Source organism: Hyphomicrobium nitrativorans NL23, from assembly GCF_000503895.1.
In the GTDB taxonomy this organism is placed as follows: domain Bacteria; phylum Pseudomonadota; class Alphaproteobacteria; order Rhizobiales; family Hyphomicrobiaceae; genus Hyphomicrobium_C; species Hyphomicrobium_C nitrativorans.
In genome coordinates this window covers 3,383,745-3,399,206 of the sequence record NC_022997.1, presented here as the reverse complement: position 1 = coordinate 3,399,206, position 15,462 = coordinate 3,383,745, and the positions used below count along the sequence as shown (strand labels likewise).

Below are 15,462 nucleotides of genomic sequence, written 5' to 3'. Positions count from 1 at the left end.
TTCAGTGGCTCAGCGCTTCCGCTCGTAGGTATCCACGTAACGGTGCCAGCCGGCATCGCGGCTCGCACGCGAGGTTTCTGCACGCTCGATGGTCCGGTTGCGGCGCAGGCGCGCAATCGTCTTGGGCGCGTAGGAGGCGGCGACATCGAGTGCCCGCTCGCGCTCGTCGACGTAACGCGCACGCCTCGGAGATATTTTCGAGGTCGGCTTGGCCCGCGAGAGAGCTTCGCGCTTGGAGACGGCATGGGGCTTCGCCGCGGCGGCCCGCGCGCTCGCCGCCCTCCGCGTCTTCGGCCTGGCCTTGGCCTGTTTGCGCCCGCGCTTGACGTCGGCCGGGCTCGACCTGGCCGAATTCGACGCGCTCGCTTGCTTCGTGCTCGGCTTGTCCGCTTTGAGAACGGGCTTCGCGTCGGTCGTGCGCATCGGCTCCTGTGCCTTTGCGACGGCTGACTTGGCAGGCGCTCCACGCTCGTGAGTTGCAGCGATAGCGGGCGACACGGTGGCCGCCGCGCCCGCGATCAGGCTTAGGATCAAAAGAGAAGCTTTCGAAGACATATCCGCCCCTTTCCTGGTTTTCGGATGACGCACGCGCGCTGTCCAGCATGGGGAGCTGCGGACAGGGGCACGGTTCGAGCGGCAGAAGGGCGCGAGAAAATATGTGCGCCGTGCTGCCGATCCTTCGAACGTGACGGGGAATGACCAGGGATGCTGTTCCCGCGGGAACAGGTGGGCCGCGAAGGCGCCGGGTCAGCGGCGCCGTTCGCCTGTCTTCGGTGTCAGGCGCCGAAGCGTCGGATCATTTGTACCAGGCGCTGTAAGGCCACGGCACGTCGCGCAGATTGACGACGTAGGTCGGCGGATGGGTCTGGTCGGCGCGCGCTGCGGCGGCCCGCCTGAACGTATTGCGCCGGGCTGTCCGTTTTCCGGCTTTGCGAGGACGCGGGGCAGCCTTCGCGTCGTCCGTGGCGTTGGCCGCCGTTGTGGCCGGACCCGTTGCGGAGGTTTCGATGTCGTGCGCTCCGCCCGGAGGCGTCGCCGGAACCGCCGTCTGTGCAAACGCTTCGACGGCGGGTGACGGAGCGGCAGGGGGCGGGGCGGCGTCGGCGCGCGCAGCCGTTTGAGCCATCTTGTGCGCCAGGGCTTCGGCTGCGGTGGCTGTGGCGGTCTGGACGGCGAGTTTCTCTTCGCTGATCCGCTTAGCCTCATTCGCGGTATCGAGGGCGATCTGCTGGCGCTCCAGTTCCGCCTTCAGTGTCACGGTTTCCGCTTCAGCCTTGAGGCGCGCACTCCGCGTCTCCGCCAACTCGTCTTGAAGACGCTTCGCTACGAGGCCGGCTTGCTTCGCGTCGGCTTCCTCGCTCTGCCGCTGGGCGCTCGCCGTCTTCGCCGCCACGCGTTCGCGGTCGAGTTCCGCCTTGAGCGCGGCAACCTCCGCTTCGGCATCGCGACGTGCGCTTTCTGCCTTGGCGAGAACGTTCTCTGCCTCGCTCTTTTCGGCTTCAGCCTTTTCGGCACGCGCCATCTCCGCTTGGAGAGCTGCGCTGTCGTCTGCTCGGCGCGCGCCGCTGGCGGCTTCGAGCTTTTGGTTGAGTTCGGCGACTTTCGCGTCCGCCGCGCGCTTTTCGGCCCTCACCTTCGCGAGTTCCGCATAGGCGGCTTCCGCCTCGGCCGTTTGTTCCTGGGCGAAGCGTTGAGCGAGGTCTGTCTTGATACTGTCCGCAAAGAGCCAGGTGCCGGCCCCCACCGCGAGCAACAACGCCGCAGCCGTTGCGAAAGGGGTGCGAAACCGGGATGCGGCGGATGGCGTATCGGCCGAAACGTAGGGCGCGGCATCGCAGGCGACCGCCGCGACCGGCGCGAGCCCCTTGGCCGGATTGTAGGTTCCGAAGTTCCAGATATGCCCCTGCGGATCGCGGCAGGAGTAGCCGCGCCGGCCAAGCCCGTCGCTCTTGATTTCGAGCACGATCTCCGCGCCCGCTTCGACCGCGCGCGCGTAGTGTGCGTCGGCGTCCTCGACGACGATGTAGCAGCTCTGCGTCTCGACATCGCCCACCTCGTCCGGTTGACGCATGAGCTTGTCGAGATCGGTGTCGCGCACAGCCCCCATCATCATGAGGCTGCCGCGATAGGTCATCTGCCCGTAGATGGCCGCTCCGTCGTTATCGGAAACGGCGATCTGCTTCTCGAAGCCGAAGGCCCGCTCAAGCCAGATCATCGCTTCCGCGAGGTCGCGGTAGCGCATGAGCGGCATGAGGTTGGGAGCGGGCAGAGGGCTGCTCGCGTCGGTCATGGGACGGCGCTCCACGGAGTTCGATTGTGTCGTGTCTAACCGGCGCCGTACGCGAGGCGCACGATCGAAATCGTATCTGTGAGCGATGCAGCGCTGGGCCGCGGCATGCCCGAATCACAACTCATAGATGATAATAGAAAATCGACGTGACGCATTGAGAAAAATAGAAAAAATGAGAGTGCTCACGGCGAGTCTTTTATGCCGGGGCCCGTTTCAGACGGTTGCGCAGCCGCGCCTGCAACGACTCGTGCCGGGAGCGTCGCCATCGAAACGTGTCTGTTCGCCAATCCGCGGCGGAGATCAGATCGGTTGCGTCGCTGCGTCGAGCCAGGTCAGCGCGGCCCCTTCGAGATGCGGCCCGATCTCGGCCGCGACGCGCGCGTGATAGCTGTCGAGCCAGCCCACCTCGTCTGGCGTCAGCAACTCTTTCACGACGAGACGCCGGTCGATCGGCACGAGCGTCAACGTCTCGAAAGCCATCACGTCGCGCTCGCCACTTTTGGGCGTTTCGGGCTCGGTCACGAGCACGAGGTTCTCGATGCGGATGCCGTACGCGCCCTCTTTGTAATAGCCCGGCTCGTTCGAGATGATCATGCCGGGTTCGATCACGGCCGTGCCCGCCCGCGAGATCGACTGCGGCCCCTCGTGCACGGAGAGATAGCTGCCGATGCCATGGCCCGTGCCGTGATCGTAGTCGAGGCCGTGGGCCCACAGCGCGCGCCGGGCGAACGGGTCGAGATCCAGCCCGCGCGTGCCTTTGGGAAAGCGCGCGGTAGCGATGGCGATATGCCCCTTGAGCACCAGCGTAAAGCGCTCGCGCATTTCCGCGCTCGGCGTGCCGATGGCGACGGTCCGCGTGATGTCGGTCGTGCCGTCGAGGTACTGCGCGCCCGAGTCGATGAGAAAGAGCTCGTCGGTTCTCAGTTTGCGGTTCGTTGCCTCCGTCACGCGGTAATGCACGATGGCGCCGTTCGGGCCGCTGCCCGAGATCGTATCGAACGAGATCTCCTTGAGTGCGCCGGTCGCCGCGCGCTGTGCTTCGAGCGCGGTGACGGCTTGGATCTCGTCGATGCGCGTGCCGTCCGCAATCGCGCCGTCGAGCCAGGCGAGAAACTGCACCACCGCCGCGCCGTCGCGCACGTGTGCTGCCCGCGCACCTTTGATCTCGGCCGGGTTCTTGATGGCTTTCATGGCGACGCAGGGATCGGCCCCGCGTACCGCGCTCGGCCCGAGCGCGCGCGCCAGTGCCCACGCTGCGCGGTCGTGATCGAGGCGCACGGCCTTTCCGGCTTTGCGCAGCGTCTGAAGACGGCTTTTCAGCGCGTCCGGCGCTTGCGTCTTTACGGCGCCGTCGAGTTGCTGGCGGGCTTCGCGCGTGAGCTTTTCCGGTGCGACGAAGAGTTCAGGCTTACCCTGCGCAGGCACGACCGCGAACGCGAGCACAATCGGATTGTGCGGCACGTCTTGGCCGCGAATGTTGAACAGCCAGCAAACGGAATCCGGGCTTGTCAGCACGACCGCATCCTGGCCGTCTTCTTTCAGAACCTTCTGCACCGCGGCGATCTTGGTCTCCGCCGTGCGGCCCGCATACTTCATCGGATGCGGCAGCACAGGCCCGAGCGGCGGCGCGGGGCGCGCGCGGCCCCACAGCGTGTCGATGGGATTACGTCGTACGGGCTTGAACGTGATGCCGGCAGGCCTCAGCGCGGCGCGCAATCGTTCGATCTCCGACACCGTATGCAGCCAGGGATCGAACCCCACCACGTCGCCGCGCTTCAGCTTCTCCCTGAGCCACGGCACGAGGGCCGTGCGCGCAATACCCGGCAGATCGAACAGCCCGCCGCCGCATTCGCTGCGCGCCTGCACCGTATAGCGCCCGTCCACGAACAGCCCCGCCTGCCGCCGCGCGACCGCAACCAGCCCCGCGCTTCCCGTAAAGCCCGTGAGCCACGCGAGCCGCTCGAACGCGGGCGCGACGTACTCGCTCTGGTGCGGGTCGCCGCGCGGCAGGATGAACGCATCGAGGCCTTTGTCGGCGAGGAGACTGCGCAGTCCCTTGATCCGCTCGGGAACGGCGGTGGCATGAGACGGCGCGGCGAACGTTTGAAACATGGGAGAGCCTTCGAAAGATCAGCCGCGCTTGACGAGCGTCAGCACGGACCAGCCATCGTAACGCCGATGAGAGAGGAGTGCGAAGCCCTGCGCCTGGTAGGCCGCCTGCACGGCCGCGGCCTCGCGGTTCAGAAGCCCCGACAGCACGACGATGCCGCCGGGCGCGTCTGCAACCCGGGCGATGTCGGGCGCAAGCTCGATCAAGGGCGCAGCCAGGATGTTCGCCACGACGAGATCGAACGGCGCCGCGCGGCGTATGGCGGGCGCGTCCACGCCTCCGCAAACGAATTCGATGCGCTCGGCAGCCTTGTTCGTCTGGGCGTTCTCGTCGGCAACCTCCACCGACCGCTCGTCGATGTCGACGCCGAGGATGCGTGCCTTACCCCAGGCCCGCGTGGCGGCAATCGCGAGAATGCCGGAGCCGCAGCCGAGATCCAGGATGCGCTTGAAGCTATGAGTGCGTGCGAGCTGATCGAGCGCCAGAAGGCAGCCATACGTCGTCGCATGATGCGCCGTTCCGAACGCCTCTCCCGCTTCGATCAGGATGGCGCCCGGCCCCTGCGGTACGCGATCCGTGTCGTGCGCCCCATGCACCGTGAAGCGTCCGGCCCGAACAGGCGGCAGCGCCGCTTGCGAAAGTGCCACCCAGTTGACGTCGGGAATGTCGGCCGGCTGGAACGACGGCGAGGCCTCGCCAAGCAGGGCCGCGAGATCGGCTTCCAGCTCGGCTGGCACGCGCGGCTCCGAGAAATACGCTTCGATGCGCCAGCCCCTTACGGTTGGCGCTTCGTCGGCGTCGGCCGTGCCCGGCTCCTCGAACACGGTGAGGGCATCGGGCGGCGGCACCAGCAGATCCTGCAGTGCGCCCGCGATCCGCATGGCGCGCGAACGGTCGGCCACCTCGGCAGTCAATTTGTGAGAAGTCATGGGGTCTCGAATGATCGGGTTTATGGGGTCGGGAACGTTGCGGCAGGGTCCGCACCGTTCGTGAGCAGCCTTTCCTCCTCGTGCCCTTCGCTGTCGTGCGGGTCAATGTCCGGAAGATGATCCAGAAACACGTCCCACTTGGCGTCGAGATGAAGAGCGGCCTCCTTGGGGCCGAGCGTATGGAGCGTCCCGTCCGCGTCTTCGGTCACGAGGCCATCGGCGATCAGGCGGCCGAGCGCGTCTTCGAGATCGAAGTCCACGGAGACGCCGAAACTCGTGGAGAGATATTGCTCGATGGCCGCGTCGATGGCGGGCAGATCGGCATGATTGGCGCGCTCTTTGGCCAGCACGCTGTAAAGCAGCATTTCCTCTTTGACGTCCTCCTCCGCGGCGCGATCGGCGAGCTTGATCAGGACGCCCCGGTTGTCGGCCATGGAGTGGAAGTAGAGGTTCTGCGCCATCACCACCATGTAGCGCTGCTTCTGGTTGAGGAATTTCATGCCCTGGCGGAACGCGAGGCCGCCGAGGCCGAACACGGCGCCCGCGGCCGCGATAGGGTTCGACGCCGCCACCGCGATCTTTCCGGCAGCCCCCATGAGCCCCATGCCGATGCCGCCGCCTGCCGTAATGCCGAGGCGGAGTTTGTCCATCAGCCGGAACTTCACCCGCGTATTGGGAAACACCATCTCGATGTCGGCGCGGGGAATGTTCTTGAACAGCTTGATGTAGATGTTCTCTTCGTTCACGTCCCCCGGCAGCATGGCCCTGAGGTTGCGCACGATCCTCTCCGCTTCCTTGCGCGTGATGCGCTGCTCGGCCATCACCTCGCGCACCCGCTTATCGAACGGCTTGAGCTTGAACAGCAGGAACAGCCGCTGGAAGATCGGAACGTCGAACTCTTCCTTGCGCATGAACTTGCGGAAGGTCCGCCGCTGATCGCGCCGGTTGGAAGCGCCGCGATAATAGACGAGGCACTCCTCGAAGGCGGTGAAGTCCACGTCGAGATCGAGCCCGTAATGGGTTTCTTTGGTCAGGATCAGCTCGACTTCGGCCGGGTCGATGCGCACGTAGTTCGCTTGGCGGAGGATCGCCTCCACATCCGTTACGACGCGCTTCTGCAGCCCTTCGCGCTCGCCCGGCGCGAACGACCGCGTGATGAGGAGGTCGCTGTCGGGGCTGAAGGTCTCGTAGCTCTGAAGCAGGCTGTGAAGCGCGGTGCTGTGTTGTTGGCGGCGCCAATATTCGAGGTATCGGAAGAACCGTCGCGCTGCCCGCGCCTCACCGCCCGGCCAGGCTCTCGCTGCGGCGAGGCGCTCGATCAGCGCATACGTCGTGACGGGAATGAATGTTTCGCGCGCCCGCTCCGCATCCGGGTGCACAATGTCGAAGACCGGCACCGCTTGCGGCACGCCGATGGGGCCGGACGCTGTCTCGGTGGCGTTTGGCATCGGCACCGCTTGCTGAGCCGCCATTCCCCCACCCCTCCCGTACTGAAATCACATCTGAAAACGCATTTTCCCGCCCGGAATGCGGATATTCGGAGGAAACCCGAGGCGGTAAGGGGAGATTGATAGGCCCTGAGACGCCCCCGGTCCAGGGGCCTGCAATCGCCGTGAAGCGTCGCGTCGGCCGGGCAGAGCCGGCGAACCTCAGGCGCGATGATAAGGATGCCCGGCGAGGATGGTCGTGGCCCTGTAGAGCTGCTCCGTCAGGATGATGCGGGCGAGCCCGTGAGGCAGCGTCATGGGCCCGAGCGAGAGCTTGAGCGACGCCTTTTTCAGCACATCGTCGCCGTGTCCGTCCGGGCCGCCGATCAGGAAGGCGACGCTCCGCTCGCCCCCGTCTCGCCGCTCGGCCAGCCACCGGGCAAACGCTTCGCTCGAAAGCGTTTTTCCGCCCCCGTCGAGCGCCACCAGCACGTTCGCATCGCCCGCGCGCTCCAGCATCCGGCTGGCTTCGTCCGCACGCCGTTGCGCAGTCCCGGACGCCCGTCCCTCGGCAAGCTCCGCAAGCGAAAGCGGGCCGAGCGCGAGCGCGCGGCCGGCGTCATCGACCCGTTTGGCATAGGTGAGATAAAGCGCCCGCTCCGGGCCGTCCTTCAACCGTCCGACGGCGACAATGGCAAGACGCATTAATCAACCCCGCTCCGCCGCGATGCGGAAGCGCCTTAAGGCGGATCGCGGCGGGAGGTGCCCCCGGCCGCTCAGCCGCTCAGAGTGCTTCCGGAAAAGTGGGAACCGGTTTTCCGACAAGAAGCACGATAACGCAGAAACTTAGAGCCATTCCGCAATGCCACAAAAAACCGGAATGGCTCTAATGCGACGTCGGCTCGCCCGGCCGCGCGGCGGACCACATCTTTTCGAGATTGTAGAAATCCCGAACCTCGTCCCGGAACACATGGACGAGAATGTCTCCGGCATCGATTAGCACCCAGTCGCAGGTCTCAAGACCTTCGACGCGGACGCCCTCGACACCGCTTTCCTTGAGGTGTTTGCGAAGCTGCTCGGCAACCGCGCCCACGTGGCGGTCGGAGCGCCCGGTGGCGATCACCATATAGTCGCCCAGCGACGACTTGCCCTTGAGATCGATCGTAACGATGTCCTCGGCCTTGGCCTCGTCGATCCAATGAACGACCTGCTTGAGCAGGGTATCCGGGCTCGTGCTCTTATGCACCAGCTCGGTAGGAGAAGCACCCTCGCGGGCCCCCTCGATGGCGGTTCGCATGTTTTAGCGAATGTCCTTTCCGTTCGAGCGCCAAAGGCCATTCTTCCGTTCGGCCGTTGGCTTGCAGCGGAGTGTGACCGGCCGACCCGCGTCACATAGGCCGCCCACTCCACCGCCTGGGAGCCTCATCGCTGCCCAGGCCAGCATAAGATAGCCCCGGCCCCGGTCGTCAGCAATAGGTGGGTTGCCGGATTGTCGCAGGTCCCCAAGGCGTCCGCGCCGTCGTTAGACGGACGGAGGCTGGCGGCCTGCCCGGATCTCCGTGGACGATTCGGATGACAGCCGGATGGGGAGATAAACCCAGGCCGGCGCGCGTTGGTCCGCCAGCACCCCCGCCCGGTCGTCCGGCAGGCGGTAGGGCGCGAGCGCGCGGCCCGCGGGTGACGAGAGCGCCTTGAGCCGCCAGAGCGGACGGTCCGCGATCGCGATCGGCATCTGTCCGGCGATTTGCCGCCATGCCGTCCAGCGGTGGAAGCCCGCGAGATTGTCCCCGCCCATGATCCAGACGAAGCGTGCGCGGGGAAAGCGCCGCTTCAGAAACGCGATGGTGACCGCGGTCAACGCGCTTCCGAGATCGGCTTCGAGCGCTGTGACGTGGATCCTCGGATTGACCGCCAGCGTCCGGCAGGCGGCCAGCCGCTCGCTGAGCGGGGCGAGATCGCCGTGTTCTTTCAGCGGATTGCCGGGCGTGACGAGCCACCAGACCTGATCGAGGCCGAGCCGCTTCATGGCGGCCTCCGAGACAGCCACGTGCGTCCCATGAGGCGGATTGAACGAGCCCCCCAGAAGCCCGATCCGCTGCCCCTGCCCCGCGAGCGGCGCACGCACGGCAAGAGACCCGAAGCTTCGGGCTAGGAGGCGGGAAGGCAGGAGCGAGGCGCGCACGTGATCGTTCGTCCAAAGGTTGAAGGAGGCAGGGGGCGTGTCCGCCCGCGAGATCAGCTCGGCCGGGTAAAAACCAGCCGGCTGCGGATGATATAGAGCGTAACGAACGTAATCAGCATCGCCACCGTCTTGGCAACGATGGGCTCGAAATCCATGAGATAGATGCCCGCCGCCGTGACGGAGGCTGTCAGCGCCAGGCCGAGCAGCCCCGTCGCCATGAACTCCGCAAACAGCCGCTGCTCTCCCTTGTGCTCACCGGCCGTCCCGAACACCAGCTTTCGCGACAGCACATAGTTGAGCGAGAACGCAACGGCATGCCCGATGGTGCTCGCGAGCACCGGCATCCCGATCAGCTTCATGAGCGACAGGAAGATCGTGTAGTCGACCGCCACGGAGGCGACGTTCACCCCCGTGTAGCGGAGAAGCCGCCGCAGCCGATAGGCCCTGTCGTCCGCTTGTGCCGTCTCTCGCTTGGGCTCGTCCGCCGCGTCGCCGCCGTCACGTGGTGTCACTTTTTACTCCTTCCGTGGGCGGACATCTGCCCCCCCCGCGCCACATGCAACCCGATGTAGCTCAAAGCGCATACGAATTAGTAATCGCTCTCGGGAATGGTTGAGATCCCGAAAAACAAAAGCGGGCGGCGAACAGGGGCCATGGACATGCGCGAGAACCTCGAAGTGCTGATTGTCGAGGATCGGCAGGTGATGCTTAAGATCATCCGCCGCCTGTTAGTGCAACTCGGTTATGCGCGCATCGACGAGGCCACCAACGGGGTGGAGGCGCTCGCCCGGCTTGGCGAGAAACGGTACGATCTCATCCTCTCCGACTGGAATATGGAGCCCATGAGCGGCTTCGAGCTCTTGAAGCTCGTGCGCGCCCGGCCCGTCACGCAAAAAACGCCGTTCGTTCTGATTACCGCCGAGGCCAAGCCCGAGAACATCCTCGCGGCCAAGGCTGCTGGCGCCAACGGCTACCTCGTGAAGCCGTTCAAGCTCGATGCGCTGGAGCGCACGCTCGACGGCGTGCTGGCGGCGAAAGGTTTCGTCTCCCTCGCGGTTGCATGACATTGTCCTGAATGCTCATTCGTCCAGCCAGTCCTGAAGATGCCGCTGCAATTTGGTCGATCATGGAGCCGGTCGTCCGCGCGGGCGAGACCTACGCACTCGACCGCGACATGAGCCGGGACGATGCGTTGGCCTACTGGCTCGCACCCGACAAGGAAGCCTTCGTCGCGGAACAGGATGGAGCGGTCCTCGGCACCTACGTCCTGCGTCCCAATCAGGCGGGCGGCGGCCGTCACGTCGCCAACTGCGCCTACATGACGAGTGCGCACGCGATGGGGCGCGGTGTCGCGCGCCGGATGTGCGAGCACTCTCTCGATCATGCGCGGGCTCTGGGCTACAAGGCGATGCAGTTCAACTTCGTGGTCGGCACGAACGAACGCGCCGTTCGCCTGTGGCAGTCGCTCGGGTTCGAAATTGTCGGGCGCTTGCCGGGCGCGTTCGCGCATCCGGCTCACGGCGACGTGGATGCGCTGGTGATGTTCCGGCAGCTTTAGCTGGCCGTTGCTGCGCGTCTTGCGGCGTCTCTCAACCCGGCCGCGTCTGCCCGCTGCCGCGCACCCGATACTTGAAGCTCGTGAGCTGTTCGACGCCGACCGGCCCCCGCGCGTGCATCTTGCCCGTCGCGATGCCGATCTCCGCGCCGAACCCGAACTCGCCGCCATCGGCGAATTGCGTCGAGGCGTTCCACATCACGATGGCGCTGTCGACTTCCGCGAGGAAACGCTCCGCGGCGGCGGCGTCTTCCGTGATGATCGCGTCCGTGTGCTGCGAGCCGTAGCGGGCGATGTGCGCGATGGCCTCGCCCACGCCATCCACCGTCTTCACCGCGATGATCGCGTCCAGGAATTCGTGCCCATAGTCGTCCGCCTGCGCAGGCTTCACGCGCGGATCGGCGGCCACGGCGGCGGCGTCGCCCCGCACTTCGGCCCCGGCATCCAGCAGATCCTTGACGAGCGTCGGCAGGACGCTGGCGGGCGCGTTACGGTCCACGAGCAGGCACTCGGTCGCGCCGCAAACGCCCGTGCGCCGCATCTTGGCGTTGAGGACGACACTTTCGGCCATGCCGAGATCGGCCTTGGCGTCCACGTAGGTGTGGCAGATGCCTTCGAGATGCGCGAACACCGGCACGCGCGCTTCCGTTTGCACGCGCTCGACAAGGCTGCGTCCGCCCCGCGGCACGATCACGTCGATGGCGCCGTTAAGGCCCGTGAGCATCAGCCCGACCGCATCGCGGTCCGTCGTCGTCACGTACTGAACGGCCGCGGCGGGCAATCCGGCCGCTTCCAGTCCTTCTACCAGGCACGCGTGGATGGCCGTGCTCGAATGATGGCTCTCCGAGCCGCCGCGCAGGATCGCGGCGTTTCCGGCCTTGAGGCTTAGCGCGCCTGCGTCCGCCGTCACGTTCGGGCGGCTCTCGTAGATGATGCCGATCACGCCGATGGGAACGCGCACGCGCTGGATGCGAAGCCCGTTCGGGCGCGTCCAGTCGGCAAGCACGGCACCCACCGGATCGGCGAGCGCTGCAATCTCTTCCAGACCTTTCGCGATGGCGTCGACGCGCGCGGGCGTCAGCGCCAGCCGGTCGACGAACGACGCCGGGCGGCCCGCCGCGCGCGCCGCAGCGACGTCGAGAGCGTTCGCTTCGAGGATCTTGGCCGTGTCGCGGCGCAGCGCCTTGGCGGCTTCGCGAAGCGCAAGGTCCTTTGTTTCGGGAGAAGCGAGCGCGAGCGCATGAGCGGCCGTGCGCGCAGCCGTGCCGAGACCGCGCATCAGCGCTTCGGTATTTTTGTCGATGTCTGTCGTTTTCTGCATGGTTCGTAATACGGGCTCGGGCCGTTATGGATCAACCGCTATGAGCGATTGAGAGCCATGTCGTTGCGATGGATGAGTTCCGGGCTGCCCTCGAAGCCCAGAATATCCGCGATTTCGGACGATTTGCGCCCAAGAATGCGCTCCGCGTCGGCCACGGCATAGGCGGCGAGCCCCCGCCCGAGTTCGCGCCCGTCGAGCGCGCGGATGACCACCGCGTCCCCCCGTTCGAAGACGCCCTCCACGCGGCGCACGCCGGCGACGAGCAGGCTCTTGCCCTGGCTGAGCGCCGTCTCCGCGCCCGCATCCACGAATAGCGTTCCCCGCGGCACGAGTTGCCCCGAGATCCAGCGCTTCTTGGCCGTGACCGGGTCCTGCTTGGCCAGGAACCACGTCGCCTTGCAGCCGTCCGTGATGGCGCGCAGCGGATGAGGGATATGCCCCGTCGCGATGACCATGCTCGTCCCGGCGCTGGTCGCGATGCGCGCGGCTTGGATCTTGGTCTTCATACCGCCCTTGGAAAGCTCGGTGCCGGCATCGCCCGCCATGGCCTCGATCTCGGCCGTGATCTCGGGCACGAGTGGGATGTGCTGGGCGTTGGCGTCGTCGTTCGGCGGCGCCGTGTAGAGACCGTCCACATCCGACAGCAGCACGAGGCAATCGGCGGAAACCATGCTGGCCACGCGCGCCGAGAGGCGGTCGTTATCGCCGTACTTGATCTCGGCCGTCGCCACCGTGTCGTTCTCGTTGACGACGGGCAGCGCTTTAAGCCGGAGCAGCGTTTCGATGGTGTGGCGTGCGTTGAGATAGCGCTGCCTTTGTTCCGTGTCGCCGAGCGTGAGCAGGATCTGCGCGGCGGTGAGCCCGAACTTGCCCGCGAGTTCCTGGTAGGCGTGGGCGAGGCCGATCTGCCCGACGGCGGCGGCCGCCTGCGATTCTTCGAGTTCGAGCGCGCGCCCGATGGGAAGCCCGAGCTTATGACGTCCGAGCGCGATGGAGCCCGACGAGACGAGCACCACTTCGCGCCCCTGTTTCGTGAGGTCCGCCACATCTTCGACCAGCGAGGCGAGCCAGTCGGCTTTGAGCGTCCCCGTCTTGCGGTCCGTCAGCAGCGCCGAGCCGATTTTGACCACGATGCGCCGCGCCCGCGCCCACTCGGGGCGGGCGTGGGAGGATTGATCGGCAGCTTGCGAGGTCTCGGACATGGGGTGCGAAGCGGACAGGTTGGCGCCAGGGATTGGCGCCCTCCTAGCACGGCCCGGCCTCACGAGGCGAGATGCCTGTCGTCTCGGCCAGACCATGATCGCTTCGGACCCTATCAGTCCGAAGCGTGAATCATCGGTCTAACTCAAGAGACCATGATCGCTTCGGACCCTATCAGTCCGAAGCGTGAATCATCGGTCTGACTAAAGAAACCATGATCGCTTCGGACCCTAGCCGCTCCGATCGCCGCGCCGCCTACCGGGCGCGGCGTGAATCGGCAGCGCGGAGAAAGTCCGAAGCGTGAATCATCGGTCTCATCAAAAAAATAGAGCGTCCGATTCGATTCCGTCGGATCGGGCGCTTTAGAGCATGTTCATTCGAGATGGACTCGCGTTTTCCCCCTCCCCCTATGTGGGGAGGGGTTAGGGGTGGGGGGAAGCCCGACAGCAGACAGTTTGGAATCCCCCTCCTAACCTCCCCCACAAGGGGGGAGGAATGGCGTCGCGTTCGTTTGAAATGAACAGGCTCTAGTTGTTGCTGGTCCCGCTGGACGAAAGCAGGGCGGCCAGCACATCTGCGGCCGGAACTTGATTGATGTTGTTCTTGGCGAGCCAATCGCCGGCGGCCTGCATCTTGGAGCGCGGATCGGAATCGCCCTTATCCGCGACGCGGGCATGGAAGAAGCCTGCGTAAGTGCGCGTGGCGGCCCAAAGATTGCCGTCCCAGGCGACGTACTTGATCATTTGTCCGGTTTCCGACGCGTCACCCTCGGAGAAAACGAAGTGGGCGGCATCTGTATCCCAGCGAAGCGTGACGCACTTGCCGTCCCAGTTCTGGATTTCGATCGAATCCGAGGGCTCTTCCGGCGATTTTCCGGCTTCGCTGATGGTCAGCTCGGCCTTGAACCAGCGCGCGGTGACGTCCGCATTCTTGCAGTTTTTGAAATTGAGCTTGTTGTCTTCGTAAGCGCGCGGACCGGCCATCACGGGCGAGGCTGAAACAGCGACGAGAGCGGCGGCGGCGAACGCGAGAAGGCTGCGGGTCATAAGCGTCTCCAGGGCACGGGGTGGGGCGCATGTCATGGACCCATCTGACACGAATGAAAGCCTCCCGAAAGACAGCAAGCCGCTGCACGTGCTGACACTTTTGTGAGCGCCCGTGAGGCGGGGGGGCGTATTGCAGCACGAGCGGGAATATCTTCCATGCGGCGGGTCAGATCGCTAGGTACGGAGCGGGAGGAACGTCCACAAAATACGATCCGTGAACATTCCTGGGCCCAACAAAAATCCAGTCAGTTGAGAAATCCGTTGATGCAAAAGCCCTAAGCCGTGCGCACGACGAGCGAAAGGAAGAGTGCGTTATCTCAATGATATTACTTAGAAATATTGCCCCTACGTAGTTGATCTAATGTAGCCCCAAGTTAAACGAAGCAGTATGATGCTTGCGTTGTTTGCATCGCACCAAGCAACGCCCACGTCACTGACATCGCAAACCCCCAGAAAATGGAGTTCTCATGAACCTCCAAGAGCAGAGGATTGCCTGCTTGCGGATGGCGATGGAACTCGGCTGCTCGGCCGATTCGATCGTCCACGTCGCACGGGAGTTGAACGCGTTCATCGAACATGGAACTGAACCTCCGCCGGTTGAGCCCGACGCGGATCTTGATGTCGAGGTCGCGGCCGAGGCGGAAAAATCCCCCGACGCCATTGCGGCTTGCGGCACCGTCCTGGAGGAGCCGCTGACCGTAGCGGACACGGCTGCGGAACCCGAGGCCGCTCCGGAAACGGCGGCTGAGGTCGAAGTGGCGGAAGAAGAGGTTGCAGCGGAAGCGGCCCCGGAAGCCGAAGCCGCGAGCGAGGACGCGCCTGCTGAAGCCGCAGCCGAAGAGCCGGCCGAATCCGCCGAAGCTGAAGCATCGGGCGATGCTGAGCCCGTGACGGAAGAGGCGGCGGCGGAGGACGTGGCTGCTGCTGCGGAAGAGCCCGCCGAAGCGGAAGCGGCGGATGCCGAAGGCGCGCCTGAGGCCGACGCGGCGGCTGCCGCTGCACCGGCCGACAACGCAGCCGCTGCGGAGGCGGTCGAGGCAGCCGACGGTGCCGAAGACGTGCCTGCGGATGCTCCTGCTGAAGAGGCTCCCGCCGAGGAAGCCGTGGCTGAAGCGGAGCCGGTTGCCGAAGCAGCTGCCGAGCCCGCTGCAACCGAGGCTGAAACGGAAGCGGCCCCCGAGGCAAGCGCCGAAGCCGAAGCAGAACAGGACGCCGAACCTGCCGAAGTCGCACCCGAAGTGGCAGCCGCTGTCAATGGTGCGGCAAAGCCGGAGGCGCCTGCGGCTCAGCCTTAGTCTTGCTGCAACGCGAACGACGAACGACACGTCATCGATGCGCACACGTGACGTGAGGGAGTGAAACGAAAGAGGGCGGGCTGGCTGTGTTTTCGCCAGCTCGTCAC

15 protein-coding genes are annotated in these 15,462 nt (G+C 65.5%); 3 read left to right on the top strand and 12 right to left on the bottom strand.

Annotated features, from left to right (window positions below; translation table 11 throughout):
* Positions 1–9 precede the first annotated feature (9 nt).
* The 9 genes from W911_RS15895 to W911_RS15855 form a co-directional block, all read right to left on the bottom strand.
* Entirely contained in the window at positions 10–555 is a 546-nt protein-coding gene (locus W911_RS15895; RefSeq protein WP_023788564.1) for a hypothetical protein, read from the bottom strand.
* A 241-nt stretch (positions 556–796) separates the two neighbouring features.
* Positions 797–2,290, bottom strand: a complete 1,494-nt coding sequence (locus W911_RS18500; RefSeq protein ID WP_023788563.1) for a VOC family protein — start codon at positions 2,288–2,290, stop codon at positions 797–799.
* A 300-nt stretch (positions 2,291–2,590) separates the two neighbouring features.
* Complete coding sequence (locus W911_RS15885; protein WP_023788562.1) at positions 2,591–4,402, bottom strand: aminopeptidase P family protein; 1,812 nt, start codon at positions 4,400–4,402, stop codon at positions 2,591–2,593.
* A gap of 18 nt (positions 4,403–4,420) precedes the next feature.
* Positions 4,421–5,329 (bottom strand): 50S ribosomal protein L11 methyltransferase, encoded by a 909-nt coding sequence (locus W911_RS15880; protein WP_023788561.1) that lies wholly within the window; start codon positions 5,327–5,329, stop codon positions 4,421–4,423.
* A 20-nt stretch (positions 5,330–5,349) separates the two neighbouring features.
* Positions 5,350–6,801: a TMEM143 family protein gene (locus W911_RS15875; RefSeq protein ID WP_023788560.1), complete on the bottom strand. Its 1,452-nt coding sequence runs from the start codon at positions 6,799–6,801 to the stop codon at positions 5,350–5,352.
* 177 nt (positions 6,802–6,978) lie between these two features.
* Entirely contained in the window at positions 6,979–7,461 is a 483-nt protein-coding gene (gene rlmH, locus W911_RS15870) for a 23S rRNA (pseudouridine(1915)-N(3))-methyltransferase RlmH (RefSeq protein ID WP_023788559.1), read from the bottom strand.
* Between the two features lie 181 nt (positions 7,462–7,642).
* Entirely contained in the window at positions 7,643–8,053 is a 411-nt protein-coding gene (rsfS, locus tag W911_RS15865; RefSeq protein ID WP_023788558.1) for a ribosome silencing factor, read from the bottom strand.
* A 225-nt stretch (positions 8,054–8,278) separates the two neighbouring features.
* The gene (locus W911_RS15860; protein ID WP_425277571.1) at positions 8,279–8,938 is read right to left on the bottom strand and encodes a nicotinate-nucleotide adenylyltransferase; all 660 of its coding nucleotides are present in this window, start codon (positions 8,936–8,938) and stop codon (positions 8,279–8,281) included.
* A 53-nt stretch (positions 8,939–8,991) separates the two neighbouring features.
* The gene (locus W911_RS15855) at positions 8,992–9,450 is read right to left on the bottom strand and encodes a GtrA family protein (RefSeq protein WP_081717771.1); all 459 of its coding nucleotides are present in this window, start codon (positions 9,448–9,450) and stop codon (positions 8,992–8,994) included.
* A gap of 141 nt (positions 9,451–9,591) precedes the next feature.
* Here W911_RS15855 and W911_RS15850 point away from each other — a divergent pair, with 141 nt between their 5' ends.
* Together W911_RS15850 and W911_RS15845 are read left to right on the top strand one after the other, a co-directional pair.
* Positions 9,592–10,002: a response regulator gene (locus W911_RS15850; protein WP_023788556.1), complete on the top strand. Its 411-nt coding sequence runs from the start codon at positions 9,592–9,594 to the stop codon at positions 10,000–10,002.
* Positions 10,003–10,013: 11 nt separating this feature from the next.
* Positions 10,014–10,496 (top strand): GNAT family N-acetyltransferase, encoded by a 483-nt coding sequence (locus W911_RS15845; RefSeq protein ID WP_023788555.1) that lies wholly within the window; start codon positions 10,014–10,016, stop codon positions 10,494–10,496.
* 31 nt (positions 10,497–10,527) lie between these two features.
* Here the strand turns inward: W911_RS15845 and W911_RS15840 are convergent, their stop codons facing one another.
* The 3 genes from W911_RS15840 to W911_RS15830 form a co-directional block, all read right to left on the bottom strand.
* Positions 10,528–11,814: a glutamate-5-semialdehyde dehydrogenase gene (locus W911_RS15840; RefSeq protein ID WP_023788554.1), complete on the bottom strand. Its 1,287-nt coding sequence runs from the start codon at positions 11,812–11,814 to the stop codon at positions 10,528–10,530.
* 38 nt (positions 11,815–11,852) lie between these two features.
* Positions 11,853–13,016 carry a glutamate 5-kinase gene (gene proB / locus W911_RS15835; protein ID WP_023788553.1) on the bottom strand — a complete coding sequence of 388 codons (1,164 nt, stop codon included), beginning with the start codon at positions 13,014–13,016 and terminating at the stop codon, positions 11,853–11,855.
* 525 nt (positions 13,017–13,541) lie between these two features.
* On the bottom strand, positions 13,542–14,060 hold the full coding sequence (locus tag W911_RS15830; protein ID WP_023788552.1) for a hypothetical protein: 519 nt from the start codon (positions 14,058–14,060) through the stop codon (positions 13,542–13,544).
* 467 nt (positions 14,061–14,527) lie between these two features.
* Here W911_RS15830 and W911_RS15825 point away from each other — a divergent pair, with 467 nt between their 5' ends.
* A complete protein-coding gene (locus W911_RS15825; RefSeq protein ID WP_144083630.1) occupies positions 14,528–15,355 on the top strand; it encodes a hypothetical protein in 828 nt (275 codons plus the stop codon).
* The last annotated feature ends 107 nt before the right edge of the window (positions 15,356–15,462 follow it).

What these genes read in the sequence shown, in the direction of transcription:
- W911_RS15895 (WP_023788564.1), bottom strand. Translation starts at nt 555, where the DNA reads ATGTCTTCGAAAGCTTCTCTTTTGATCCTAAGCCTGATCGCGGGCGCG.
- W911_RS18500 (WP_023788563.1), bottom strand. Translation starts at nt 2,290, where the DNA reads ATGACCGACGCGAGCAGCCCTCTGCCCGCTCCCAACCTCATGCCGCTC.
- W911_RS15885 (WP_023788562.1), bottom strand. Translation starts at nt 4,402, where the DNA reads ATGTTTCAAACGTTCGCCGCGCCGTCTCATGCCACCGCCGTTCCCGAG.
- W911_RS15880 (WP_023788561.1), bottom strand. Translation starts at nt 5,329, where the DNA reads ATGACTTCTCACAAATTGACTGCCGAGGTGGCCGACCGTTCGCGCGCC.
- W911_RS15875 (WP_023788560.1), bottom strand. Translation starts at nt 6,801, where the DNA reads ATGGCGGCTCAGCAAGCGGTGCCGATGCCAAACGCCACCGAGACAGCG.
- rlmH (WP_023788559.1), bottom strand. Translation starts at nt 7,461, where the DNA reads ATGCGTCTTGCCATTGTCGCCGTCGGACGGTTGAAGGACGGCCCGGAG.
- rsfS (WP_023788558.1), bottom strand. Translation starts at nt 8,053, where the DNA reads ATGCGAACCGCCATCGAGGGGGCCCGCGAGGGTGCTTCTCCTACCGAG.
- W911_RS15850 (WP_023788556.1), top strand. Translation starts at nt 9,592, where the DNA reads ATGGACATGCGCGAGAACCTCGAAGTGCTGATTGTCGAGGATCGGCAG.
- W911_RS15845 (WP_023788555.1), top strand. Translation starts at nt 10,014, where the DNA reads ATGCTCATTCGTCCAGCCAGTCCTGAAGATGCCGCTGCAATTTGGTCG.
- W911_RS15840 (WP_023788554.1), bottom strand. Translation starts at nt 11,814, where the DNA reads ATGCAGAAAACGACAGACATCGACAAAAATACCGAAGCGCTGATGCGC.
- proB (WP_023788553.1), bottom strand. Translation starts at nt 13,016, where the DNA reads ATGTCCGAGACCTCGCAAGCTGCCGATCAATCCTCCCACGCCCGCCCC.
- W911_RS15830 (WP_023788552.1), bottom strand. Translation starts at nt 14,060, where the DNA reads ATGACCCGCAGCCTTCTCGCGTTCGCCGCCGCCGCTCTCGTCGCTGTT.
- W911_RS15825 (WP_144083630.1), top strand. Translation starts at nt 14,528, where the DNA reads ATGAACCTCCAAGAGCAGAGGATTGCCTGCTTGCGGATGGCGATGGAA.